24 protein-coding genes and 1 tRNA gene are annotated in these 23,173 nt (G+C 64.9%); 6 read left to right on the top strand and 19 right to left on the bottom strand.

Going from position 1 to position 23,173, the window contains the following annotated elements; genetic code table 11:
* Positions 1–81: 81 nt before the first annotated feature.
* The 4 genes from RM532_RS12945 to rpoE form a co-directional block, all read right to left on the bottom strand.
* Complete coding sequence (locus RM532_RS12945) at positions 82–1,476, bottom strand: DegQ family serine endoprotease (RefSeq protein WP_311653754.1); 1,395 nt, start codon at positions 1,474–1,476, stop codon at positions 82–84.
* Positions 1,477–1,605: 129 nt separating this feature from the next.
* The gene (locus tag RM532_RS12940; RefSeq protein WP_311653753.1) at positions 1,606–2,580 is read right to left on the bottom strand and encodes a MucB/RseB C-terminal domain-containing protein; all 975 of its coding nucleotides are present in this window, start codon (positions 2,578–2,580) and stop codon (positions 1,606–1,608) included.
* Positions 2,577–3,191, bottom strand: coding sequence for a sigma-E factor negative regulatory protein (locus tag RM532_RS12935; protein WP_311653752.1), 615 nt, complete (start codon positions 3,189–3,191; stop codon positions 2,577–2,579). The genes RM532_RS12940 and RM532_RS12935 overlap by 4 nt, the downstream gene beginning before the upstream one ends.
* 3 nt (positions 3,192–3,194) lie before the next feature.
* Complete coding sequence (rpoE, locus tag RM532_RS12930) at positions 3,195–3,770, bottom strand: RNA polymerase sigma factor RpoE (RefSeq protein ID WP_311653751.1); 576 nt, start codon at positions 3,768–3,770, stop codon at positions 3,195–3,197.
* Positions 3,771–4,041: 271 nt separating this feature from the next.
* Here rpoE and nadB point away from each other — a divergent pair, with 271 nt between their 5' ends.
* Positions 4,042–5,664 (top strand): L-aspartate oxidase, encoded by a 1,623-nt coding sequence (gene nadB, locus RM532_RS12925; protein ID WP_311653750.1) that lies wholly within the window; start codon positions 4,042–4,044, stop codon positions 5,662–5,664.
* Between the two features lie 549 nt (positions 5,665–6,213).
* Here nadB and RM532_RS12920 read toward each other — a convergent pair.
* The 7 genes from RM532_RS12920 to RM532_RS16075 form a co-directional block, all read right to left on the bottom strand.
* Positions 6,214–6,648: a protein YgfX gene (locus RM532_RS12920; protein ID WP_311653749.1), complete on the bottom strand. Its 435-nt coding sequence runs from the start codon at positions 6,646–6,648 to the stop codon at positions 6,214–6,216.
* Positions 6,645–6,890 (bottom strand): FAD assembly factor SdhE, encoded by a 246-nt coding sequence (locus tag RM532_RS12915; RefSeq protein WP_311653748.1) that lies wholly within the window; start codon positions 6,888–6,890, stop codon positions 6,645–6,647. The genes RM532_RS12920 and RM532_RS12915 overlap by 4 nt, the downstream gene beginning before the upstream one ends.
* A gap of 36 nt (positions 6,891–6,926) precedes the next feature.
* Positions 6,927–7,706, bottom strand: a complete 780-nt coding sequence (locus RM532_RS12910; RefSeq protein ID WP_311653747.1) for a succinate dehydrogenase iron-sulfur subunit — start codon at positions 7,704–7,706, stop codon at positions 6,927–6,929.
* Positions 7,707–7,798: 92 nt separating this feature from the next.
* Entirely contained in the window at positions 7,799–9,586 is a 1,788-nt protein-coding gene (gene sdhA / locus RM532_RS12905) for a succinate dehydrogenase flavoprotein subunit (RefSeq protein ID WP_311653746.1), read from the bottom strand.
* Complete coding sequence (gene sdhD / locus RM532_RS12900; protein WP_311653745.1) at positions 9,583–9,972, bottom strand: succinate dehydrogenase, hydrophobic membrane anchor protein; 390 nt, start codon at positions 9,970–9,972, stop codon at positions 9,583–9,585. Before sdhD ends, sdhA begins: the two co-directional genes overlap by 4 nt.
* A 98-nt stretch (positions 9,973–10,070) precedes the next feature.
* Positions 10,071–10,448 carry a succinate dehydrogenase, cytochrome b556 subunit gene (gene sdhC, locus RM532_RS12895; protein ID WP_311653744.1) on the bottom strand — a complete coding sequence of 126 codons (378 nt, stop codon included), beginning with the start codon at positions 10,446–10,448 and terminating at the stop codon, positions 10,071–10,073.
* Positions 10,449–10,472: 24 nt separating this feature from the next.
* Positions 10,473–10,616, bottom strand: coding sequence for a DUF1674 domain-containing protein (locus RM532_RS16075; RefSeq protein WP_311653743.1), 144 nt, complete (start codon positions 10,614–10,616; stop codon positions 10,473–10,475).
* Between the two features lie 46 nt (positions 10,617–10,662).
* Here RM532_RS16075 and ygfZ point away from each other — a divergent pair, with 46 nt between their 5' ends.
* On the top strand, positions 10,663–11,622 hold the full coding sequence (ygfZ, locus tag RM532_RS12885; protein WP_311653742.1) for a CAF17-like 4Fe-4S cluster assembly/insertion protein YgfZ: 960 nt from the start codon (positions 10,663–10,665) through the stop codon (positions 11,620–11,622).
* A 132-nt stretch (positions 11,623–11,754) separates the two neighbouring features.
* On the opposite strand, the gene lysS is transcribed toward ygfZ, so the two are convergent.
* Together lysS and prfB are read right to left on the bottom strand one after the other, a co-directional pair.
* The gene (lysS, locus tag RM532_RS12880; protein WP_311653741.1) at positions 11,755–13,278 is read right to left on the bottom strand and encodes a lysine--tRNA ligase; all 1,524 of its coding nucleotides are present in this window, start codon (positions 13,276–13,278) and stop codon (positions 11,755–11,757) included.
* Positions 13,279–13,299: 21 nt separating this feature from the next.
* Positions 13,300–14,371, bottom strand: a protein-coding gene (gene prfB / locus RM532_RS12875; RefSeq protein WP_349255322.1) for a peptide chain release factor 2 whose coding sequence is annotated in 2 segments (ribosomal slippage) — positions 13,300–14,325 and positions 14,327–14,371 — 1,071 coding nt in all. Because the reading frame shifts where the segments join, the coding sequence is not laid out codon by codon here.
* Positions 14,372–14,673: 302 nt separating this feature from the next.
* Here prfB and RM532_RS12870 point away from each other — a divergent pair.
* Together RM532_RS12870 and RM532_RS12865 are read left to right on the top strand one after the other, a co-directional pair.
* Entirely contained in the window at positions 14,674–15,795 is a 1,122-nt protein-coding gene (locus RM532_RS12870; RefSeq protein WP_311653740.1) for an OmpA family protein, read from the top strand.
* A 196-nt stretch (positions 15,796–15,991) separates the two neighbouring features.
* Positions 15,992–17,140 carry an OmpA family protein gene (locus RM532_RS12865; RefSeq protein ID WP_311653739.1) on the top strand — a complete coding sequence of 383 codons (1,149 nt, stop codon included), beginning with the start codon at positions 15,992–15,994 and terminating at the stop codon, positions 17,138–17,140.
* A gap of 194 nt (positions 17,141–17,334) precedes the next feature.
* Here the strand turns inward: RM532_RS12865 and RM532_RS12860 are convergent, their stop codons facing one another.
* The 3 genes from RM532_RS12860 to gmd all read right to left on the bottom strand — a co-directional run bounded on the left by RM532_RS12860 (position 17,335) and on the right by gmd (position 20,608).
* Positions 17,335–18,183 (bottom strand): transposase, encoded by an 849-nt coding sequence (locus RM532_RS12860; RefSeq protein ID WP_311653738.1) that lies wholly within the window; start codon positions 18,181–18,183, stop codon positions 17,335–17,337.
* A 375-nt stretch (positions 18,184–18,558) separates the two neighbouring features.
* Positions 18,559–19,494 carry a GDP-L-fucose synthase gene (gene fcl / locus RM532_RS12855; RefSeq protein ID WP_311653737.1) on the bottom strand — a complete coding sequence of 312 codons (936 nt, stop codon included), beginning with the start codon at positions 19,492–19,494 and terminating at the stop codon, positions 18,559–18,561.
* A gap of 25 nt (positions 19,495–19,519) precedes the next feature.
* The gene (gene gmd / locus RM532_RS12850; RefSeq protein WP_311653736.1) at positions 19,520–20,608 is read right to left on the bottom strand and encodes a GDP-mannose 4,6-dehydratase; all 1,089 of its coding nucleotides are present in this window, start codon (positions 20,606–20,608) and stop codon (positions 19,520–19,522) included.
* Positions 20,609–20,908: 300 nt separating this feature from the next.
* On the opposite strand from gmd, the gene RM532_RS12845 reads away from it, so the two are divergent.
* Together RM532_RS12845 and RM532_RS12840 are read left to right on the top strand one after the other, a co-directional pair.
* Complete coding sequence (locus tag RM532_RS12845) at positions 20,909–21,337, top strand: antitoxin Xre/MbcA/ParS toxin-binding domain-containing protein (RefSeq protein WP_311653735.1); 429 nt, start codon at positions 20,909–20,911, stop codon at positions 21,335–21,337.
* On the top strand, positions 21,337–22,056 hold the full coding sequence (locus tag RM532_RS12840; RefSeq protein ID WP_311653734.1) for an RES family NAD+ phosphorylase: 720 nt from the start codon (positions 21,337–21,339) through the stop codon (positions 22,054–22,056). Before RM532_RS12845 ends, RM532_RS12840 begins: the two co-directional genes overlap by 1 nt.
* Positions 22,057–22,325: 269 nt before the next feature.
* On the opposite strand, the gene RM532_RS12835 is transcribed toward RM532_RS12840, so the two are convergent.
* The 3 genes from RM532_RS12835 to RM532_RS12825 all read right to left on the bottom strand — a co-directional run bounded on the left by RM532_RS12835 (position 22,326) and on the right by RM532_RS12825 (position 23,173).
* Positions 22,326–22,402 (bottom strand) — tRNA-Pro (locus RM532_RS12835).
* A 125-nt stretch (positions 22,403–22,527) separates the two neighbouring features.
* On the bottom strand, positions 22,528–22,893 hold the full coding sequence (locus RM532_RS12830) for a MerR family transcriptional regulator (RefSeq protein ID WP_311653733.1): 366 nt from the start codon (positions 22,891–22,893) through the stop codon (positions 22,528–22,530).
* Complete coding sequence (locus RM532_RS12825) at positions 22,874–23,173, bottom strand: integration host factor subunit alpha (protein ID WP_311653732.1); 300 nt, start codon at positions 23,171–23,173, stop codon at positions 22,874–22,876. Before RM532_RS12825 ends, RM532_RS12830 begins: the two co-directional genes overlap by 20 nt.

Here is a 23,173-nt window from a genome sequence, read left to right as displayed (position 1 = left end):
AACCGCGGGAATCAAAGGCGCGCAGTATACGCGACCGGCCGCCCGGCCGGCTCCGCGACGCGGCAGAAATTTGCGTTCGCGCTACTCGGGCGCCAGCGGCAGGTAGAGCGCCGCGCCGCCACGCATCACACGCAGCGCCACCGGGCCGTCGGTATCGGCCAGGCGCTGGCGCAGATCCGACACGCTGGCGATTCGCCGCGCGCCCACTGCCACGATCACGTCCCCGGCCTGCAGGCCGGCCCGCTTGCCCGGTCCGTTGCCGGTGACCTCTTCCACGCGCACGCCGCCGCTCACACCGAGTTCGGCGATTTCCGCATCGCGCAGATTGCGCAGCGTCAGGCCCAGTTCCTCGGGCACGGCCTCTTCGGCGGACGAATCATCGGCTCCGGCCATGGCCTGATCGTTCAGCTCGCCGACGGTGACATCCAGCGTCTGCTGCTCGCCTTCACGGAGGATGGTAGCGGTGACCTCGCGGCCCGGCGGCACCAGCCCGACCAGCGGCGGCAGGCGAGCGGCAGTGCTCACGGGCTTGCCATCGAATTCCAGCACCACATCCCCGGCCTCGAACCCGGCCTTCTCGGCGGGCGAACCGGGCAGTATCTGCGAGATCAGCGCCCCTTCCGGCCGGGTCATGCCGAAGGATTCGGCCAGCGCCAGATCGACTTCCTGAATCTGCACCCCCAGCCAGCCGCGGCGCACCTTGCCGTGCTCGCGCAGCTGATCGGCCACGTCCATGGCCACGTCGATGGGAATGGCGAAGGATACCCCCTGGAAACCACCGTTGCGGCTGTAGATCTGGGCGTTGATGCCCACCACCTCGCCCGCCAGATTGAACAGCGGCCCGCCGGAATTGCCCGGGTTGATGGCCACATCGCTCTGGATGAACGGTACGTACTGATCGTCGACCAGACTGCGCTGCTTGGCCGAGACGATGCCCGCGGTCACCGAGGTCTCGAAGCCGAACGGCGAGCCGATGGCCGCCACCCAACTGCCCACCTGGAGGTCCTCGACCTCGCCGACGGTCACGGCCGGCAGATCCTCGGCATCGACCTTGAGCAGGGCGATATCGCTGTACTCGTCGCTGCCCACCACGCGAGCGACCATCTGCCGCCGATCGGTGAGCTTGACCAGGATGCTGCCGCGCGAATCCACCACATGGCGGTTGGTGAGAATGTAGCCGTCCTCGGAAATGATGAAGCCGGAGCCCAGCGCCGGGCGGTCGGGCTGGCGCTGCGGCGGGCCGTTGCCGAAGAAGCGGTCAAACCATTCCGGTACCGGGCCACTGCCCTCGCCATCACTCTCGCCGTCATCCTGACGCGCGGGACGGGTCTCCGGCGCGGTGCTGATATTGACCACCGACGGGGCCGCCTCCCGCGCCAGGCCGGTGAAATCCGGCAGGCCGGAAGCGTCCCGGCCACAGCCGGCGAGCGCGACAACCACGGTCGCCAGACACAAACCTCGATGCAGTTGTCGCATAAATCGCCAGACGGGTTGCGTGAAAAACGATCCCGACCTTAGCGCAAGCCGCCGGGCGGCGGCCAATGGATCAGGATGGTGACATAGCCTGAGTCGCTTACGCCGGCCGGGCGCCGACGGATGCCGTGATCACTCGGACGCGGCAGCGCCGGTATCCCGGCGGATATTGTTGCCGATCATTTCCGCGGTGATATGAGGCACCTCGCCCACCACGGTGATCTGGAAACCGTCCACTTCCCGGCCGAAGGCGTTGACCGCGCCCATCGTGGTCTCGCCGGAAAATGCCTTGCGTTCGGCCAGCGGCGCGATGAAGGCGGACACGGTAGCCACGCCGTCGGTAAACAGCATCTGGCGCGCCATCAGGTTGTTATCAACCTGGCGGACGCCGCTCTCGGCCAGGCTGAAGCCCGGCGGCAGGTCATCGATGCGCCAGGCCGGCGGGAGCTCGGCATCATCATCATTGTCGCCGGGTTTGGCGCTGTGCATGGGTTGATGCCGCACCCAGCGGAAGCCCTCGGTATCGAAGGTGGGCTGCAGCTCGGAATCGGCGATGTCGGCGGCAAAATCGATGTCGGTGAACATCAACTGCTCGAGCACTTCGTCGCCCTGCAACAGATCGAGCTTGAGCGGCAGATCGGTTTTCGCGTCGATCAACAGCCGGTAGCCATAGCGGTACTCATCACGCGGCTCGATCGCGATTGCCCGGCACTGGCGATCGGCCAGGCGGCGCTCGCCGAGGTCACGCACGGTGTAGTTGTCCTGGAGGGTTTCCGCCGACATGTCGGCGACATTCGACAGCAGGCTCTGCATCGCATGCTTGGCGACCAGCACCACCTGCTTCTCGGGCAGGATGCAGTTGACCTCGCCGTTGTGGCGAATGATCTCGCGCGGCTCCCCGGTCAGGGAGATCAGCCGTTCGCGCTCGCTGCCCTCACGATAGCGATGGACCACCCGCAGGGTGTCCATCTTGCCGTCGCGCAGATAGACGAGCGTCCCCCGGTAGTCGGTGGTCCGGACCGCCTTGGATGCTCGGCTCAGCCAGTTGCTGTCCGCGTAAACAACGCCCGCGACCAGCAGCAGTACCAGCGGGAAAAGTCGCGTCACCGGCCCTCGCTCTGCCCGTAGGTGGCCACGCGCAGGAAGCTGGGCGTAGCGCTGGACAGCCCATAGCCGCGCGAGACGCCGTTATGTTCGATCAGATAACCGTGCAACTGATCGGCCACCGCCGGATCGGACACCGACCAGTGATCGGCATCACGCTCACGGCGATCGTCTTGGGGCTGATTCGCCGCCACCTGCATGATATCGGCAACGGGATTCGACTCGGTCACGTCGGCACTCATCACTGGTGCGGCGACGTTGGGCACATCCACGTTGGTCACGGGCTGGCTTATCAGTACCGCCACCGCGGCCACGGATGCCGCGGCGGCCAGCCCCGCGGCCGATCGCCAGGTTCGGCGACGGCGCGAGCGCAGCGACACGACCTTCCCGGCCGGCGCGGCTGCATCGTCCTGGATCGCGGCAGTCACCCGATCCGCAAAGCCGGCGTCCAGCGGCGGCACGTCCCCTTCGCCACGCAGCGCACTACGCAGCCACAGCTGTCGCTGCCAGGCCGCTCGCTGCTCGGGGTCGCGCATCAGCGCGTCGGCAACTTCCGCGGACTCGCGGTCGTCGCACTCGCCGTCCAGATATGCCGACACTTTTTCGTTGATCATGTCCTATCCCTCGTCCAGCTGCCGCAACTGTTCGTCGATTGCTGCCCTGGCCCTGAATATTCGTGACCGCACCGTGCCCACCGGGCACGCCATGGTCTCGGCGATCTCTTCATACGACATGCCGTCCAGCTCGCGCAGCATGATCGCGGTACGCAGGTCGTCCGGCAGGGCCCGAATGGCCGCGACCACTGTATCGCGAATTTCCTCGCTCTCCAGCAGCGCGTCCGGCGTGTCCTGCTCGGAGAACCGGTCGGTATGACCATAGGCTTCCGCATCCGCCACGTCGATGTCCTGGGCCGCCGGTCGTCGGGACCGGGCCACCAGGTAATTCTTCGCGGTATTGATGGAGATGCGATAAAGCCATGTGTAGAACGCACTGTTGCCCTTGAAACCCGCCAGCGCCCGATAGGCCTTGATGAAGGCTTCCTGGGCCACGTCGGAGGCATCGGCCGGGTTCACATAGCGCGACACCAGCTTGACGACCTTGTGCTGGTACTTTCGCACCAGCAGATCGAATGCCCGGTTGTCACCGGCACGCGCTTGCTCGACCAGTTGCTCGTCAGTCGCCTGTTCGCCCATCTGGGCCTGAATCCCCGTGTGAAGACCGGATTGCGGCGGCCCGTCGGGCTGCTGCGGCCCGTCGCTTTGCCGATCCCGCGCCACGAGGCGCCAGCAAAGTTGTAGACCAGTCCCGTCCGGATAAGTTCGCCGCGATACTGTGTATAGTGCATGTCGATGCCGTCGCGGTGATTCCATCGACGACTGCCGTGCCCGCGTTGCACCCCGTGCCGACAACGGCATCCCGGCGGTAACCCGGCAGCACAGTTTAGCGTCGACAAGTCCTCCCGTCATGCCAAACGATTCCAATGCGTTCTTCGATTGCCTGGTGATCGGTAGCGGTGCTGCCGGTCTGACCCTCGCCCTGCGCCTGGCCGAGGCCGGTCGCCGCGTGGCCGTGCTGTCGAAATCGCGCTTGTCGGAGGGCAGCACCCTGTACGCCCAGGGCGGCATTTCCGCGGTGCTGGACGACCGCGACTCGGTGGAATCCCACGTTGCCGACACCCTGACCGCCGGCGCGGGTCTGTGCGACGAGCAGGCGGTACGCTTCACGGTGGAACGCGGCCGCCAGTCGATTGAATGGCTGATCGCGCTGGGCGTGGGCTTTACCCGGGCCGAGGACGACGCCGGCTACGCTTATCATCTGGCCCGCGAAGGCGGCCACAGCCACCGGCGCATCATCCATGCCGACGATGCCACCGGCCGGGCGGTGGAAACCACGCTGGAGGCGCTGGCCCGGCAATCGGACGCCATCACCGTATTCGAGCATCACGTGGCGGTGGAACTGATCCGCGACAGCCGCGGAGTCCGCTGCCTGGGCGCTCACGTGCTGGACACGGCCACCGGCCACGTTCGCACCCTGGCCGCGCGGGATACCGTACTGGCCTGTGGCGGCGCCAACCTGGCCTACCTGTACTCCAGCAATCCGCATGCCGCCAGCGGCGACGGCATCGCCATGGCCTGGCGCGCCGGGTGCCGGGTAGCGAACATGGAATTCATGCAGTTCCATCCCACCTGCCTGTTCCATCCACAGGCAAGGTCATTCCTGATCAGCGAGGCCCTGCGCGGCGAAGGTGCCCGGCTGCTGCGCCCGGACGGGCACGCCTTCATGGCCGATCACCACGAGCTGGCCGAACTGGCCCCGCGCGACATCGTGGCCCGGGCGATCGACGCGGAGATGAAGCGGCTGGGCGTCGATCACGTCTGGCTGGATATCAGCCACCGCGACGCCGATTTCATCCGCAGCCATTTTCCCGCGATACACGGCCGCTGCCTCGAACTCGGACTGGACATGACGCGCGAGCCGCTGCCGGTGGTGCCTGCCGCGCATTACACCTGCGGCGGCGTGGTCACCGACCTCGCCGGCCGCACCGACCTGCCCGGCCTTTACGCCATCGGCGAGACCGCCTGCACCGGGCTGCATGGCGCCAACCGGCTGGCCTCCAACTCGCTGCTGGAATGCATCGTGTTCGCCACCGCCGCGGCCGATCACATGCTTGCCGAGCCCGGCGAAACGATCACTCCGCAGGCCCTGCCCGCCTGGGATGAATCGCGGGTCACGGATTCCGATGAAGAGGTAGTGGTCGCCCACAACTGGCATGAACTGCGCCGCTTCATGTGGGATTACGTCGGCATCGTGCGCACCAACAAGCGCCTGGAACGCGCCCGCCACCGGGTAGAACTGCTGCGAGCCGAGATTCACGAGTACTACGGCAGTTTCCGCATCACTGCGGACCTGATCGAATTGCGCAACCTTGCGCTGGTGGCAGACCTGATCGTGCAGTCCGCCCAGCAGCGCCGTGAGAGTCGCGGGCTGCACGCCAATCTGGATTATCCCAACCGACTGCCCCAGGCCGCGCCCACCGTGCTGGTGCCGCCGCCGCGACCCGACCCGGTGCAGGCGGCGGCGCGTTAAGAGCCGCAGAGAAGGCGGTCGACAACCGTTGGGCCGCGCAAGGCCGCATGGTCCACCAGCCGGTCGGCAAGCGCTAACGGGAGGGAAGAGGCGACCCCACCCGGCCATGGCAACTCTTGATTCCCGTCGGGACGAGCTGAGCACTGCAGGGCGGCGAGGTTCCCGGCCCGAAGGGGCGCGCCCAGGACGGGCGCGCGGTTTTCGTCGGCACAAGGATGTGCCGTCGAAAGACCCCCTCGCCGACCGAAGCGCACAAGGCATCCTGCCTCGAACCCTGTTCGAGGCAGGACTCGCCCGCCGGAAGCGTTTCTTTGGTGACTTTCTTGTCGCACAAGAAAGTTACCCGGCCAGCTATAGTGGGGCGGAATCTTCTTGTTACCTCGAGTCCTAAAGATTGTTGAATCGCCGAGAACGCTTCGCCTATCTCAGCCTGCAGCCCGATTGGGCAGGCGCCATGAATAGCACCCTACGTAAGACGAATCCAGGCAGAGTTTCATCCGTTGTGTAGGGCCGAATGCATTCGGCCAACACCGGGCCGGTAACCACGGGCTAACCCCGCGTCCGCAACACTACCCGCAACCGGCGAAACATCTCCCCGTCGACGCTATCCGAAGCCAGCGGCACAGCGACGGGAAAGCGCCATCGCCGATGCCGGAAATGCAGTATTACCAGCCAGGGCAGACACACGGAGGTGGGGGCCAGCGGCGCCTCGGTGACCGTGCCGTCCTGGTGGGTCAACTGCCACCCAGCCGCTTCGAGAGGGCCACGCAGATGCACGACGGCATCGGTCCGCCGCAGCGACAACCGCCGCCATTCATGACGCAACGAAAACGCCATCAACGGCAGCAACAACAGGGTCAGCGGCCAGCGCAGCGCCAGCCAGACGACAAGCAGCGCCGCGGCGACGTGGGCGATCACACACAGGGTGCGAAGCCGACGGGATGGCCGGATGGGGATATCCAGCGGCGCCGGCTGACGAGTCACACCACCCGGCGGTATTCCCGGATGCGTTCGGCCAGACCGGCCGATACCGGATCGGTCGGCGGCTGGCTGCCGAGCAGCAGCGCGTAGAGGTCCGGGTCCTCGTACTCCAGCAGGCCGCGGAACGCGCTGATCTCGTCCGGGCTCAGCCCCTCGAACTCGGCGCGATAGAACCGCTCGAGCAGGACATCCAGTTCCTTCATGCCACGACGGCAGAGCCAGCGGATACGGCCGGTTTCACTCACGCTGGCACTTTCCGATTCATGCGGTGACGAACGGCGCTATCCCTGGCGTTCCAGCAGCAGCTTCTTGGTTTCGGCAATGGCCTTGGCCGGATTCAGGCCCTTGGGACAGGTATTGGTGCAGTTCATGATGGTATGGCAGCGATACAGCTTGAACGGGTCCTCCAGCTGGTCGAGGCGTTCGCCCATGCCCTCGTCACGCGAATCGGCGAGCCAGCGATAGGCCTGCAGCAATACGGCCGGACCCAGGTAGCGATCCGGGTTCCACCAGTAGCTGGGGCAGGAGGTGGAACAGCAGGCACACAGGATGCATTCGTAGAGGCCATCCAGTTCCTTGCGGTCTTCCGGCGTCTGCAGTCGCTCGCGGGTGGGCGCCGGGGTGTCGGTCTTGATCCAGGGCTCGATGGAGGCGTACTGGGCGTAGAAATGGGTCAGGTCCGGCACCAGATCCTTCACTACCGGCATGTGCGGCAGCGGATAGATCTTGACCGCCCCCTTCACTTCGTCGATGCCCTTGATACAGGCCAGCGTGTTGGTGCCGTCGATGTTGAACGCACAGGAACCGCAGATGCCCTCGCGGCAGGAACGCCGGAAGGTCAGCGTGGGGTCCACCTCGTTCTTGATCTTGATCAGGGCATCCAGAACCATCGGGCCACAATCATCCAAGTCCAGATCGTAAGTATCCATACGCGGCGTTTCACCGGCGTCCGGATCCCATCGGTAGATCTTGAACGTCCGGACATTGGTCGCACCGTCCGGCGCCGGGAAATGCTTGCCCTTGCCGATGCGGGAGTTCTTGGGAAGACGGAATTGAGCCATTGGATTCTCCGTGCGGCGTGAGGCGCAGGGTGTGAGGCGGTTTCAGTAACGCGACGATCGCGCTGCACACCTCATACCTGCGCCTGACGCATCTAGTACGTCCGCTTTTTGGGCGGAATCACTTCCATGTCATCGGTCATGGTGGTCATGTGGACCGGCCGGTAATCGATGGTCACATCCTGCCCGTCACGCCAGGCCAGGGTGTGCTTCATCCAGTTCTCGTCGTCGCGGTCCGCGAAATCCTCGCGGGCATGGGCGCCGCGGCTTTCCTGGCGATTGTGCGCCGAGCGCATGGTCACCAGCGCCTGGCCGAGCATGTTGTCCAGCTCCAGCGTTTCCACCAGATCGGAGTTCCACACCAGCGAGCGGTCGGACACGTCGACCTCGTCGAACGACCCCACCACGTCCTTGATCTTGTCCAGACCTTCCTGGAGCGTGTCGCCGGTACGGAACACCGCCGCGAAATTCTGCATGGTGTGCTGCATGTCGTCGCGGATACCGGCGGTCGGCCGGCTGCCGCTGGCATTTCTAAGGGCATCGAAGCGCGACAGCATCTTGTCGTCCACGTCCGCGGGCAGGCTCTTGTGCGAGGCCCCCGGCTTGATCGTCTCGACACAGCGGTGCGCCACCGCGCGGCCGAACACGACCAGATCGAGCAGCGAATTCGAGCCCAGGCGGTTGGCGCCGTGCACCGACACGCAGGCCGCCTCGCCCACCGCCATCAGACCGGGCACCACGGCATCCGGATCGCCGTCGCGCAGGGTCAGCACTTCGCCGTGATAATTAGCCGGAATACCACCCATGTTGTAGTGGACGGTGGGCAGCACCGGAATCGGCTCGCGGGTCACGTCCACGCCGGAGAAGATGCGGGCGGTTTCGGCGATGCCCGGCAGCCGCTCATTGATCACCTCGGCACCGAGGTGCTCCAGATGCAGATGGATATGATCGGCCTTGGGCCCCACGCCGCGGCCTTCACGGATCTCGATGGTCATCGACCGCGACACCACGTCGCGGCTGGCCAGATCCTTGGCGTTGGGGGCGTAACGCTCCATGAAGCGCTCGCCTTCCGAGTTGGTCAGATAACCGCCCTCGCCGCGCACGCCCTCGGTAATCAGGCAGCCGGCGCCGTAGATACCGGTGGGATGGAACTGGACGAATTCCATGTCCTGCAGCGGCAGCCCGGCGCGCAGCACCATGCCGCCGCCGTCACCGGTGCAGGTATGCGCCGAGGTGCAGGAGAAATAGGTCCGGCCGTAGCCGCCGGTGGCCAGAATCACCTGATGGGCGCGGAAGCGGTGCAGCGTGCCCTCGGACAGATCCCAGGCCCAGACGCCGCGGCATACGCCCTCGTCGTCCATGATCAGGTCGATGGCGAAGTACTCGATGAAGAAGTCGGCCTTGTACTTCAGCGCCTGCTGGTAGAGCGCATGCAGCATGGCGTGACCGGTACGGTCGGCGGCCGCGCAGGTGCGCTGGGCCGTGCCCTCGCCGTAATGGGTGGTCATGCCGCCGAACGGCCGCTGGTAGATCTTGCCTTCCTCGGTGCGGGAGAACGGCACGCCGTCGTGCTCCAGCTCGATCACCGACGGGATGGCCTCGCGGCACATGTATTCGATGGCATCCTGATCGCCCAGCCAGTCCGACCCCTTGATGGTGTCGTAGGCATGCCAGCGCCAGTCGTCGTCGCCCATGTTGCCGAGCGCGGCGGACACCCCGCCCTGGGCCGCCACGGTGTGGCTGCGGGTGGGAAACACCTTGGTCACACAGGCGGTGGATAATCCCGCCTGCGCCAAACCGCGGGTGGCGCGCAGACCGGCGCCGCCGGCGCCGACCACCACCACATCGTGCCGGTGTTCGATCACTTCGTAGGTTTGACTCATGCGGCGGCTCCCAGGGCAATCCAGAGCACGGCGAAGATCGACCCCACGGCCAGCCCTATATGGAGGAACTGCAGCAACGTGAGCATGACCGTCTTGAGGCCCTCGCCGTGCACATAATCCTCGACGATCACCTGCAGACCGAGCTGCGAGTGATAGAAAGCCACTGCCAGATACAGACTCAACAGCACCGCCACCAGCGGCGACCCAATCCAGGCGATGGCGGCGTCGTAGCCGCTACCGGTATGCGTGGCCAGCGAGGCCACGAACCAGAAGGTCAGGGGCACCAGCGCGACGGCCGACAGCCGTTGCACCCGCCAGTGGCCGACCCCGTGTTTGGCCGACCCCAGCCCGCGGGCGCGCGCCAGCGGTGAGCGAATCTGTTCCATTCGTGCGTCCTCTCCGATGATGGCGGCCCGGCAGTGCCCCCACGCGCCGGGTCATGTCTTCCGATGCCTGCGGGCCGCCTCCACGGCCCGCGGGCGGCTCACGCTAGCAGCCAGGCGCCGGCAGTGAGCAAAACAGCGGCAGCGACCGTCGCGTAGCCGGTCATGTATGCCGTGCGGATATCCAGGCCCCAGCCGGCATCCCAGGCGAGGTGCCGGATGCCGTTGCACAGGTGGTAGAACAGGGCAAAGCTCCAGAACACCATCAGCACCTGCCCGTACCAGGCGGCCAGATGGTTGTTGATCAGGGCGAACGAGTCGGCCCCGGCGGCCGCGGCGATCAGCCACAGCGCCAGCACCGCCGTGCCCGCGGCCAGTGCCACGCCCGTCAGCCGATGGCTGATGGACAGGATGGACGTAAGCTGTGGCCGGTATATCTGAAGATGCGGCGACAGCGGCCGCTGGGAGGCATTCGCCATGAGTGTCGGTCCCCGAAAAACGCGTTAGAAGTCGATGCAGCGCCCGTTCTTTTCCCAATCACCGTAGCGAGTCGGTTCCGGGCCCTTGCGGCCGCCAAGTTCGCGGGGCCGTATGGTTTCGGGCTCGCGATCAGCGGGCGGTGGAGTCGGCTTGCGCGGTTCAGTCATCGCCGGGAGCTTAAACGGTCGGGATGTTGCATGGCAATATACGGGCATGATTCGAGAACAGATGAACCCCGGTGCGGATGCAACTTCCGGCACCGAAAACTGGCCCGATGACGGGATCCGGCTGTCGCATCTCGGCGCCATCGAGGTCGCCGGCGACGACGCCGACACATTCCTGAACGCGCAGCTCACGGTCGACACCGACCGCATCGAACCCGGCCGCAGCCGTCCGGCCGCCTGGTGCGACGCCCAGGGCCGGGCGCTGATCGTGTTCCAGGTAATACGGCTCGAGCCCACCCGCTTCCTGCTGCTATGTCCCGCCGATCTGATGGCGGAAACCCTCAAGCGCCTGCAGATGTTCGTGCTGCGCGCCCGGGTCACGCTTGCCGCCCTGCCCGACAACTGGGACCGGCGCGGTTTTCCGCTCGAAAGCGCGACCCGGGCACTGGGCGATGCGGGGCTTCCCGCGCTGGAGAAAGATAACGCCGTCGCCCACAACGACGACTGGCTGGCTATACGCCTGCCCGGCGACCCGGCGCGATGTCTGCTGGCCGCCCGCCGCGATGCTGCGACCGAACCAACGGGCGTTGAAGACCCCCAGCATCTGGCCGCCTGGCGGCTGGCCGGCATCCGGGCCGGGTTGCCCGTGATCCACACCGCCACCCGCGCCCTGTTCGTGCCGCAAATGCTCAACCTGCACTGGCTGAACGGGCTCGACTTCGACAAGGGCTGCTACCCCGGCCAGGAGGTCGTCGCGCGATTGCAGTTTCGCGGCAAGCTTAAGCGTCGGCTGTTCCGTGGTACCACCACCGCAACCTGTGAGCCCGGTGACCCCGTCGCCGATGCCGACGACGGCAGTGCCGGCACCGTCCTCGACGGCGCGCCCGATGGCGGTGGCAGCAACGAAGTGCTGGCAGTGCTCAAGCTTTCCGTCACCGAGCAGCCATTGCGGGTAAATGGCGAAGCGATGGTGTTGCACGAGCTCCCCTACTCCACCGACCCACCGTAGGGGCGAATTCATTCGGCCTGTCGGGTTTCGATGGCATTGGCCGGTTCTGGTGCCAAGCGCGATGAGATAGCCGCGGCGCTGACGCGCCTCGCTGTGACAGGTCGGGCCAATGCGGCGCCATCCAGACGGAACCTACGTCGACTGACGCGGCCGCAACTGGGGAAATAACAACACGTCCCGGATGGCGGCGCGGTCGGCCAAGAACATGACCAGGCGGTCGATGCCGATGCCGGCGCCGGCGGTGGGTGGCAGGCCGTATTCCAGCGCCTCCACGTAATCGGCGTCGTAATACATCGCCTCGTCATCGCCGGCGTCCTTGGCCCCGGCCTGGGCGCGCAGCCGTTCGGCCTGATCTTCCGGATCATTGAGCTCGGAAAATCCGTTCGCCACTTCCCGGCCGCCGATGAACAGTTCGAAGCGCTCGGTCAGCTCGGGGGCGTCGTCGCGCCGGCGGGCCAGCGGGGACACCTCGGCCGGGTAATCGGTGATGAAGGTGGGCTCGTGCAGGCGGTGCTCGACGGTCTTCTCGAACAGCTCGGTCTGGCGCTTGCCGCGACCCCAGCCGGATTCCGGGGTAATGCCGTGGTCACGGCACAGATGATCAAGGCGGCCGTCGTCGTCCAGGTCCGCGCGCTGAATGTCCGGATTGAACTCGACAATGGCCTCGGCCAGCGGCAACCGCCGGTACGGACCGGCCAGATTGATCGCCTCGCCCTGATACTCGATCTGTGCGCCGCCCAGCAGTTCGACGGCCAGGCGCTCGATCAGCCCCTCGATCAGGCGCATCAGATCCTCGTGATCGGCATAGGCCTGGTAAAACTCGAGCATGGTGAACTCGGGATTGTGCCGCGTGGACACCCCCTCGTTGCGGAAATTGCGGTTGAGTTCGTAGACGCGGTCCATACCGCCCACCACCAGCCGCTTGAGAAACAGCTCCGGGGCGATGCGCAGATAGAAATCGTGATCCAGGGCGTTGTAGTGCGTCACGAACGGCCGCGCGGCGGCACCGCCGGGGATCGCCTGCAACATGGGCGTTTCCACCTCGGCGAAGCCCGCGTCGTCGAAGTAGCGGCGGACCTGACGCATCAGCCGGCTGCGCAGCGTGAATACCGCCCGCGATTCCGGATGCATGATCAGATCCAGATACCGCTGGCGATAGCGCGCTTCGGTATCGGACAGGCCGTGCCACTTTTCGGGCAGGGGCCGCAGCGACTTGGTCAGCAGCCGCAGTTCGTCCACGCGGATCGACAGCTCGCCGGTGCGGGTGCGCATCAACTGACCGGACGCGCCCAGGATGTCGCCCACATCCATGGCCTTGAACGCGCGATAGGCCTCTTCGCCGATGGCATCCCGCTGCACGAATAACTGAATCCGGCCGCTGCCATCCTGCAACTGCGCAAAGCTGGCCTTGCCCATCACCCGTTTGGCCATCAGACGCCCGGCCACGGTGACCGGTTCGGCGGCTTCCAGCGCCTCGTCGTCGGCCTCGCCGAAGGCTTCCGCCAGCGGCCCGGCCTGATTCGCGGGCCGGAAATCGTTGGGAAATGCCCCGCCGGTTTCGCGCCAGGCCGTGAGCTTGTCCCGCCGGGCCGCAATCAGCCGGTGTTCGTCACCGGATTCGGCCGGATCCTGATTATTCGCGTTATCGCTGCTCATGCTCCTGCCTTGTCAACCGTGTCAGATGCCCTGCTTCAGGCTTTCCTCGATGAAACCGTCCAGGTCACCGTCGAGCACCGCCTGGGTATTACCCACCTCGTAGCCGGTACGCAGATCCTTGATGCGAGACTGGTCCAGCACGTAGGAGCGGATCTGGCTGCCCCAGCCGATGTCGGCCTTGCCGGCCTCGGTGGCCTCGGCCACCTCCTTGCGTTCGGCCAGTTCGCGCTCGTACAGCTTGGACTGCAACTGGGCCATCGCCGTGGCCCGGTTGGCATGCTGGGAACGGCTGTTCTGGCACTGCACCACAATGTTGGTGGGCAGATGGGTAATGCGCACCGCCGATTCCGTCCGGTTGACGTGCTGGCCGCCCGCGCCGCTGGCCCGGTAGACGTCCACCCGCAAGTCCGATGGATCAATCTGGATGTCGATGTCGTCGTCGATCTCCGGCGACACGAATACCGCGGCAAACGAGGTATGCCGCCTCGCGCCGGAATCGAACGGCGATTTGCGCACCAGCCGGTGCACGCCGGTTTCGGTGCGCAACCAGCCGTAGGCATGCGGGCCTTCAACCCGCACGGAGGCACTCTTGAGCCCCGCCACATCGCCGGCCGAGGCCTCCAGAATTTCGGTGGTGAACCCACGCCGTTCGCACCAGCGCAGGTACATGCGCAGCAGCATGTCTGCCCAGTCCTGGGCTTCGGTACCGCCGGACCCCGCCTGGATGTCCAAGAACGCGTTGCGCTCGTCGGCTTCGCCGGAAAACATCCGGGCGAATTCCAGCTGCTTGACCAACGCCTCCACCTTCTCCAGCTCGCGACCGATGTCAGCCAGCACGCTGGCGTCGTCCTCGTCGGCGGCCAGTACCAGCAGTTCGGCGGATTCGGTCAGGCTGCGATCGGCCTGTTCCAGCGGACAGATGATCTCCTCGACCCGGGCCTTTTCCTTGCCCAGGCTCTGCGCGCGATCCGGGTCCTCTACCCAGATTTCCCCGCGCGCCAGTTCACCTTCGATTTCCTCGAGACGTTCCTTGCGTTCAGCGTAGTCAAAGATAGCCCCGCAGGTCGCTGACGCGCGACCGCAGGGCATCCATGCGTGATTCCAGGTGTGCGGGTTCGATTGATTCCACGAATTTTCCTTGCCGTATCAATCCGGACGCCGGGTTCCCGGCGCGGCGGGCGCGAGATGATTGCAGTTTCGTCGCAGCGCGACAACATCGCGAACCCGGGGATTCGTTCTGACGGCCGCTCTCAGTGGTCGCACACGGACTCCATCCATTGCCCCCGCTCCGGAAGCGGCCCATAATGCGACGGGGTGCGACGCACGGCACGAGCCGCAGCGATCCGTCAGGGGGCCAAACAAGCCCGCCACCGCTTTTGCAGGGAGAGAACGACGATGCGACTAACATTTGCGACAGGGCCAGCATTGCTGGCGGCGCTGGCTTTCGGTGTGTCCGCCACCGCAGGCGCCCAGAACGAAGACAATACAGTTGACAAGCGCTTCTATATCGCCCCGATGTACAGCTTCGGCGACTTCGACGATGCCTCATTCAACAATGGCAACGAGGTGGACTTCGACGAGACCGACGGCTACACCATCGCCATCGGCAAGACGCTGAGCAAGATGTTCGCGCTGGAAGTATTCGCCTCCGGCTTCAGCGGTGTGGAAGACCTCAACAGCAACGGCGAAGCGGACATCGATGCCTACGGTGTCAGCGGTCTGATCTTCCCCTACCGGGATTTCTTCCCGTTCTTCCTGCTTGGCGGCGCCGGCACCGGCGATTACGAGTTCGGTGGCATGGTCGGCGGGATGGCGGCCGATGACGGTGATGGCAACTTCTACGAGTTCGGTGGCGGTGTCCTTCTGCCGGTTCCGGATCTGCTCGACTTCGGCTATGGCGTGTCGCTGCGCGCCGAGTACCGCGTTCGCAGTATTGATGTGGAAATCAGCGGCACCGACGATCTGTCGTTCACCGACAAGATCGCCTCGGTCGGCCTATCCATCCCGCTGGGCGCGCCGCCGGCAGAGCCCGAGCCGGAACCAGCCCCCACGCCGGCTCCGCCGCCCCCGCCCCCGGCTGACAGCGACGACGACGGCGTCAATGATGACAACGACGAATGCCCCGGCACGCCGGTGGGCACTGAAGTCGATGCCACTGGCTGCCCGATCGAGAAGGACGAGCCCATCGTGCTCAAGGGCGTGACCTTCGAGTTCAACTCGGATCGTCTCACCGCCGACGCCGAGAACCGTCTCGACAACGTGGTCAACGCGCTGATGGGCGCCGAGGACATCGACGTTCGCGTTGAAGGCCATACCGACAGCATCGGCGACGAAGCCTACAACCAGAACCTGTCGCAGGACCGCGCCGATTCCGTGAAGCGCTACCTGGTCGAGCACGGCATCGAGCCGGGCCGTCTGACCACGGAAGGCTTCGGTGAGAGCAAGCCGGTCGCGTCGAACGAGACCGACGCCGGGCGTGCCGAGAATCGCCGTGTTGAGCTACATGTAGCCGATTAGATCGCCCAATACGGCGCAGCTTTTTCACCCCCGGTCGAGCCCACGTCGGCCGGGGGTGTTATATTTGCGGGGTCGCGTTCCTGCGATTGCGCGCAAGGCGGGAACAGTGGTAAAAATTACTTGGGGTTAGCCTTTTAATGCTGCGGGTAAGCAAGCTCGAAAGGCCAACAAACTGCCTACTCGGGGAGTGATTAAGATGAATCGCAAACACAGCATCGCGCTGGCTGGCGCGCTGGCAATCTCCAGCGCATGGACCGGCGCAGCCCTGGCTCAAGAAGACGAGAAAGTCTTCGATGACCGCTTCTACCTCGCCCCGATGGCGAGCTGGGCGTTCCTCGACGACGACGGTAACCAGCAGCTCGACCCGGACAACGCCGGCGGCGTTCATCTGAGCTTCGGCAAGCCGATTAATAAATATTTCTCGGTCGAACTGTTTGGCTCTTATTTCGGCGATGTCGATTTCGAGGGCCCGAACGTGTTCACCGGCGATGTCGAAATGCTGGAGTACGGCCTGAGCGGCCTCTACTTCCCAATCCCTGACGACGCACCCGTCTACGGTCTGGCGAGCGTAGGCATCGGTGATTACGAGTTCGAATTCACCGGCAACCCGGCCCTCGACGGCGACCAGGACGGGGACTTCTTCGACCTGGGCCTCGGCTTCATTCTGCCGCTCAACGCGCTGGGCATTCCCGATAATTACGGCTTCTCCATTCGCGGCGAGTATCGCTACCGCCAGTCGGATGTGGATGACGTGCCGGGGAACGTCGAGTTCGAGGGCCACATCGTGCAGCTCGGCCTTCAGATCCCGCTGGGCCCCAACCCCAACAAGCCGGAACCACGTCCTGAACCCACACCTGCACCGGCGCCTGTGCAAACCGGCCCCTCGGACAGCGATGGTGACGGCGTGATCGACGCCAAAGACGAGTGCCCGAGCACCCCGCCCGGCACCGAAGTCGACGGCACCGGCTGCCCGATCGAGAAGGACGAGCCGATCGTCCTGCGTGGCGTGACGTTCGAGTTCAACTCCGCAACGCTGACCGACCAAGCCGAGAATCGCCTCGATAACGTGGTCAACGCGCTGCAGGCTGCCGACCAGATCGACGTTCGAGTGGAAGGCCATACTGATAGCGTGGGCGGTGCCGAATACAACCTCGAGCTCTCGCAGGAGCGTGCGGATTCCGTGAAGGCCTATCTGGTCGAATACGGCATCGACGCGAATCGCCTGACCACCCGCGGGTTCGGGGAAACGCGCCCGGTTGCGCCCAACACAAACCCCGATGGTTCCGACAATCCTGATGGCCGTGCAGAAAACCGACGCGTTGAATTGCACGTCGAAGACGAATAACCGCTCGCATCAGCGGATGCAAGATGCTTCAAAGCCCCGGCACCGCCGGGGCTTTTTTGTTGTGTCTGCCCGGAATCCATCCACGCGCAGGACACCGCGCCATATGGGCCGGTGGATAGGCTGATCCAGCTGCCGGTAGGGCCGAATTCATTCGACCTGTCGGATTCGCCGCTCCCCTTACTAACCCGCCGTCATCAACTCAGTACCCCAACAGTGTCGAGGCGAGCGTGTTCGGCGTCGCGTATCCGGGCATTGATGATGGTGATGAGTTTTCGCATGACGGCGGTGATGGCGACGATTTTCTTTTTGCCGTTGGCCACGAGGCGGTTGTAGAAGGCCTGGAGTGTCGGGTGGTGCCGGCTGGCCGCCAGAGCGACCATGAACAGCGCCTGGCGGACCTCGGGGCGCCCGCCGCGCACGCGGCGATAGCCATTGGTCTTGCCGCTCTGGCGCGGATGCGGGGCCAGGGCGGCGATGCCGCGGCGATTGGCCTGTCCGAGTTCGGGAAGCAGGGCCACCAGGGCGGTGGCCGCCACCGGCCCACAACCGGGAATGGCCTGGATGATGTCGTAGCGTTGGCGCAAGGCCGGCGCCTTGAGGCGCTGCTGATGGGCGGTACGCTGGGCCACCAGTTCCCGGCGCAGCCGCACCAGCGACTGCAGGGCCTGCCGATCGGCATCCGGCGGCTGCCAGCGCACCAACTGATCGGCGCGTTCCCGGCCGTAACGGGCCAGCCCCTGGGCATCGATGCGATCGGTCTTGGCCAGGCGCCCGAGCGAGCGGATGAAGGCCTTGACCTTGCGGGCATCGGCCCGGTGGGCGGGCACGCCCGCCTCGACCGTGGCCGCCAGCAGCGCGGCCTCATGGCCGCCGGTGGCTTCACACACGACCAGACTGTCCGGGCCGAGGGTAGTGACGAAGGCGGCCAGCGCCGCTGGCTGATTGGCCAACTCGGTGTGCTGGCCGGTCTGACTGTCGAAGACGACGAGGGTGTCCTGGCCGACATCACAGCCGAACACGCGGGGACTGGTGATGGATTCCATGGCGGCGTAAGCTCCTCAGTGCTTGGGATTGTCTGCGGGCGTGGCGCCCCGAGGGGCGCCAGCCCATTCAACTCATCAAGCGACTGGGACAGCGGCCGAAGGACCTGGATGACGACGGTTGTCCAACCAATCGCGAGACGGTCGCATCGCCCGCGCTGGGCCCGGAGCGGCCGCCCCGGGCCCAGCATTCCGATCCACTCGGAACACCCCTGTTATACCTCACAGGGAACAGACAATCGCGGGGAAGGCCCGCGCCAGTGGGACTACCGCGGCGATCTCGGGCCCGAGTTCCCTTCGTGGCGCTGTGCTACCCGTATGAGATAGCCGACGTAGGCCAGACTAGGCAAAGCATTCCTCTCATTTTAGCGTTTGGCGTCAGGCAACAGGGCCGTGCTCGCGATACCAGGCGTAGGTTGCCGCAATGCCGTCGCGCAGGCCGGTGTGCGCCTGCCAGCCCAGCGCATGCAGGCGCGACACATCCAGCAGCTTGCGCGGCGTTCCGTCCGGGCGGGTCCGGTCCAGTTCCAGCTCGCCTTCAAAACCGACCACCTCGGCAATCAGGCCGGCCAGCTCCCGGATGCTGATGTCCTCGCCCACGCCGATGTTCAGTGGCATCTCGTCCTCGTAGTGTTCCATCACGAACACGCAGGCGTCCGCCAGGTCGTCCACGTGCAGGAACTCGCGGCGCGGCGTACCACTGCCCCACAGCACCACGCTGTCCTGCCCGTCACGCCGGGCTTCGTGGAACTTGCGGATCAGCGCCGGCAGCACGTGCGAGGTTTCCAGATCAAAGTTATCACCCGGGCCGTACAGGTTGGTGGGCATCACGCTCACCGCATTGAATCCGGCTTGCCGGCGGTAGGCCTGGCACAGCTTGATGCCGGCAATCTTGGCGATGGCATACCACTCGTTGGTGGGTTCCAGTTCGCCGGTGAGCAGGCAGTCCTCCGGCATGGGCTGCGGGGCGAACTTCGGATAAATGCAGGACGAGCCCAGGAACAGCAGCTTGCGAACATTATGCGCGGCGGCGGCATCGATCACGTGGGTCTGGATCAGCAGGTTGTCACGCAGGAAATCCACCGGCTGGGCATTGTTGGCCTGAATGCCCCCCACCCTGGCCGCGGCCAGAAACACGTAATCCGGGCGGGTCTCGGCAAAGAACGCGTTGACCGCCTCGCGATGGGTCAGGTCGACCTCGTCCCGGCCACGGGTGATCAGGTTCGTATAACCCGCCCGTTCCAGCCGCCGCACCAAAGCCGAGCCCACCAGTCCGCGGTGACCGGCAATGTAGATCCTGGCATCCCGTTCCATCAATCGACCCTGGTCGCGAAAACCACTATTCCTGCGGCGCGGTCACGGCGTAGCCGCTTGCCCGCAGCGTCGCCTCGCGCTGGGCCGCGTCGAGATCGGCGTCCGCCATCTCGGCCACCAGTTCGGCAAAGGCTACCTGCGGCTGCCACCCCAGCTCACGCTGCGCCTTGGCCGGATTACCCAGCAGGCTGTCCACCTCCGTGGGCCGGAAGTAGCGCGGGTCCACGCTGACCACCACTTCACCGGTATCGTCACGCCGTGCCTGCTCGTCCCGCCCCTGCCCGGACCAGCTCAGCGGCAGTTCCAGCCGGTCGGCGGCCAGCTGCACGAACTCGCGCACGCTGTGCTGTTCGCCGGTGGCAATCACGAAGTCGTCCGGTGAATCCTGCTGCAGCATCAGGTGCATCGCGGCCACGTAGTCCCGGGCATGACCCCAGTCCCGCAATGCGTCCAGGTTGCCCAGGTACAGGCGCTGCTGAAACCCCAGCTTGATGCGCGCCAGCGCCCGCGTGATCTTGCGGGTGACGAAGGTTTCCCCACGCAACGGCGATTCGTGATTGAACAGGATGCCGTTCGAGACGTGCATGCCGTAGGCCTCGCGATAGTTCACGGTCATCCAGTAGGCGTACAGCTTGGCCGCCGCATAGGGCGAGCGCGGGTAGAACGGTGTGGTCTCGTCCTGTGGTACGGCCTGCACCTTGCCGTACAGCTCGGAGGTGGAAGCCTGGTAGAAACGGGTACGTTGCTCCAGACCCAGAATCCGTAGCGCTTCCAGCAGCCGCAGTGTGCCCAGGGCATCGCTGTTGGCGGTGTACTCGGCGGTTTCGAACGACACCTGCACGTGGCTCTGCGCCGCCAGATTGTAGATTTCGTCCGGCTGCACTTCCTGCACGATGCGGATCAGGTTGGTGGCGTCGGTGAGATCCCCGTAATGCAGCACGAACCGTTGCTCCGACTCGTGCGGGTCCTGATAAAGATGATCCACCCGCTCGGTATTGAACAGCGACGCCCGCCGCTTGATGCCGTGGACCTCGTAGCCCTTGCCCAGCAGCAGTTCCGACAGATAGGCGCCGTCCTGGCCGGTGACGCCGGTAATCAACGCGCGTTTGGTCATGAGCGCATCCATGGGGCCATTATCGAACGCTCCAATCGCCTTGGACCGGCGCGCCAGTGATCGGGCGCGGCCCTCCACCTCCAAAGCCGGCTCTGTAGAAAACAGGGCGCGAAGATAGCGCGTACCTGCCCACCAACGCGACTTTTTGGACAAATTTTATGGTCAATAACCGGGGCAACGCCCAACGTCTTTCGAAGCGACCGTGGCGCCGGGGCGTCAGCATCGCTGGCTGCCTATCATTTGCCAGATATCTTGCGAGTGTACGGAAATTTTTTTATTATGTATTCATAAGTACAATTTATGACTCACAAAAAGGGTGGCATGGAAGCACTGTCCACCACAAACGAAGCTCCCGATAGCATCAGCCGAAAGGAACGCGCCAGCCTGGCCAGGATGTGCGTGCGTCTGCTCGATCTGTGGGGTCTAGATCGGCGCCAGCAGGCGGTGATGCTAGGGTTGTCACCGCGCACGCGCAGCACACTGCGCAACTACGCCAACGGGACACCCCTGCCGGAGCAGCGCGACATCCTTGATCGCGCCGGGCATCTGATGGGCATCATCAAGTCGCTGGAGATTCTGTTCCCGGAAAATCCGGAGCTCATCGAAGCCTGGGCGAGCACGCCCGATCAGGCGTTGGAGGGTCTGACGCCCTATCAGGTGGTGGCGCGTGAGGGGCTGGCCGGGTTGCGGGATCTGCGGGCCTATCTGGATTATCTGCGGGGACAATGATGGCAGCAGGCCTGCCGGATGCGCTGTTCGACAATCCGATCCACATCCGGGAGGACGCGTTCCGCAACTTCGTCAGCCTGCGGCGCAGTCGCGATCTCTTTCACCGGCTTGTCGACAATGACGAGGATTCGGCGGCCGCGATGAAGGCCGAGATGCGCACCCGCGGTCGCAAGGATCAGCCGCTGATCAATCGCCCGTTCGAGCCCTGGTACGGGGTGGTCGGCTTTCCGTTCGATCATCGCAACTGGGCGCAAAGCCGTTATACCAACGGCAGTTTCGGCGTCTGGTACGGCTCACGGAGCGTGGAAACGACGGTGGCCGAAACGACCTACCACTTTGCCCGCGAGCTGGCCGGCCGCGGCCAGGACCGGCACGACCGGCCGATCATCCGCGAACGCTGCGTGAAGACGGCCCATGTGGATGCGCTGGTGTTCGACCTGTGCGACAAGGAACGGGACTTCCCGGCGCTGGTAGCCAGCGACAGCTATGACTTCACACACCAGGTCGGCCGCGCGATTCACGAAGGCCACCACCCTGGCCTAGTGGCGCCCTCGGCGCGTCGTGCAGGTGGCATGAATATCGACATCTTCAGCCCGAATTACCTACGCAACCCCAGGGATTACTGCCATCTCACCTACCGCTTCCATCCGGGCGACGGCCGGATGGAAGTAGAGCGCGAACCGGGGGCGGTGTGGATGACGCTCAGGCCGCTCGCATGAACGGGGCTCGTGTCAGAGGCGATACATCACACTTCTCCGTCGCTGCGGCGAGGAAGTCTGGCGTCAGTAGGAGTGATGCGGCGACCTCCTGCCCCGGTCATGCTCAAACAATGCGCCTACCCAAATGAGATAGCCCGCGGCGCTTCGCGCCTCAGTATGACGGATGGGGCCGACGCAGGCGGAGTATTACCCAGCGTTGCCGGATATGACACGAGGGGTCTGTTGCAGCATTGGCTTAGCAGCCAATCGGCAACGGAAGGAAATGGAAATGGTCGGGGTAGCAGGATTTGAACCTACGACCTTCTGCACCCCATGCAGACGCGCTACCAGGCTGCGCTATACCCCGACACGAGTCGCATGATACCGGAAGCAGTCTGCGGTAAAAAGATGCAACCAAGATCAGGTCCGGCGCCGATGAAAGGCCCCGCCCGATTGGCCGTAAGACCGAATTCATTCCGCCCGTCGAAGCAGTCACTCCTTCTCCAATCCCGCGATAATGGCTTCCAGTTCAGCGCGGATCTTGGCGAGCGAGTCGCTGGCGCTGCCGGGCGGGGCCACGGACACGGCCTTGTTCTTCTCGCGCAGCTGGGCGCGGGCGCCGTTGATGGTGAAGCCCTGTTCGTAGAGCAGTTCGCGGATGTCGCGGACCACCATGATGTCCTGCTGCTTGTAGTAGCGGCGATTGCCGCGGCGCTTGGACGGGCGCAACTGGGGGAATTCCTGCTCCCAGTAACGCAGGACGTGGGGTTTGACCAGGCAGAGTTCGCTGACCTCACCGATGGTGAAGTAGCGCTTCTCCGGGATGGGGGGAAGCTCTCTAGCTGTCAGTGCTGACACTGGTTTCCACTCGCGCCCGCAACTTCTGACCCGGCCGGAAGGTCACGACGCGGCGTGCGGAGATCGGGATCTCTTCGCCAGTCTTGGGATTGCGTCCGGGGCGCTGGTTCTTGTCGCGCAATTCAAAATTGCCGAAGCCGGAGAGCTTGACGTATTCCCCGCCTTCCAGCGTGGTGCGGATTTCCTCGAAGAACGAGTCGACGAAATCCTTGGCTTCGCGCTTGTTGAACCCGAGTTCCTCGAACAATGCTTCGGCGAGTTCTGCTTTTGTTAGTGCCAC

The sequence above is a fragment of the Spectribacter hydrogenoxidans genome (genome assembly GCF_031846275.1).
GTDB lineage: Bacteria > Pseudomonadota > Gammaproteobacteria > Nevskiales > Salinisphaeraceae > Spectribacter > Spectribacter hydrogenoxidans.
The sequence above is the reverse complement of the archived record's forward strand: the minus strand, read 5'-3'. Positions and strand labels throughout refer to the sequence as shown.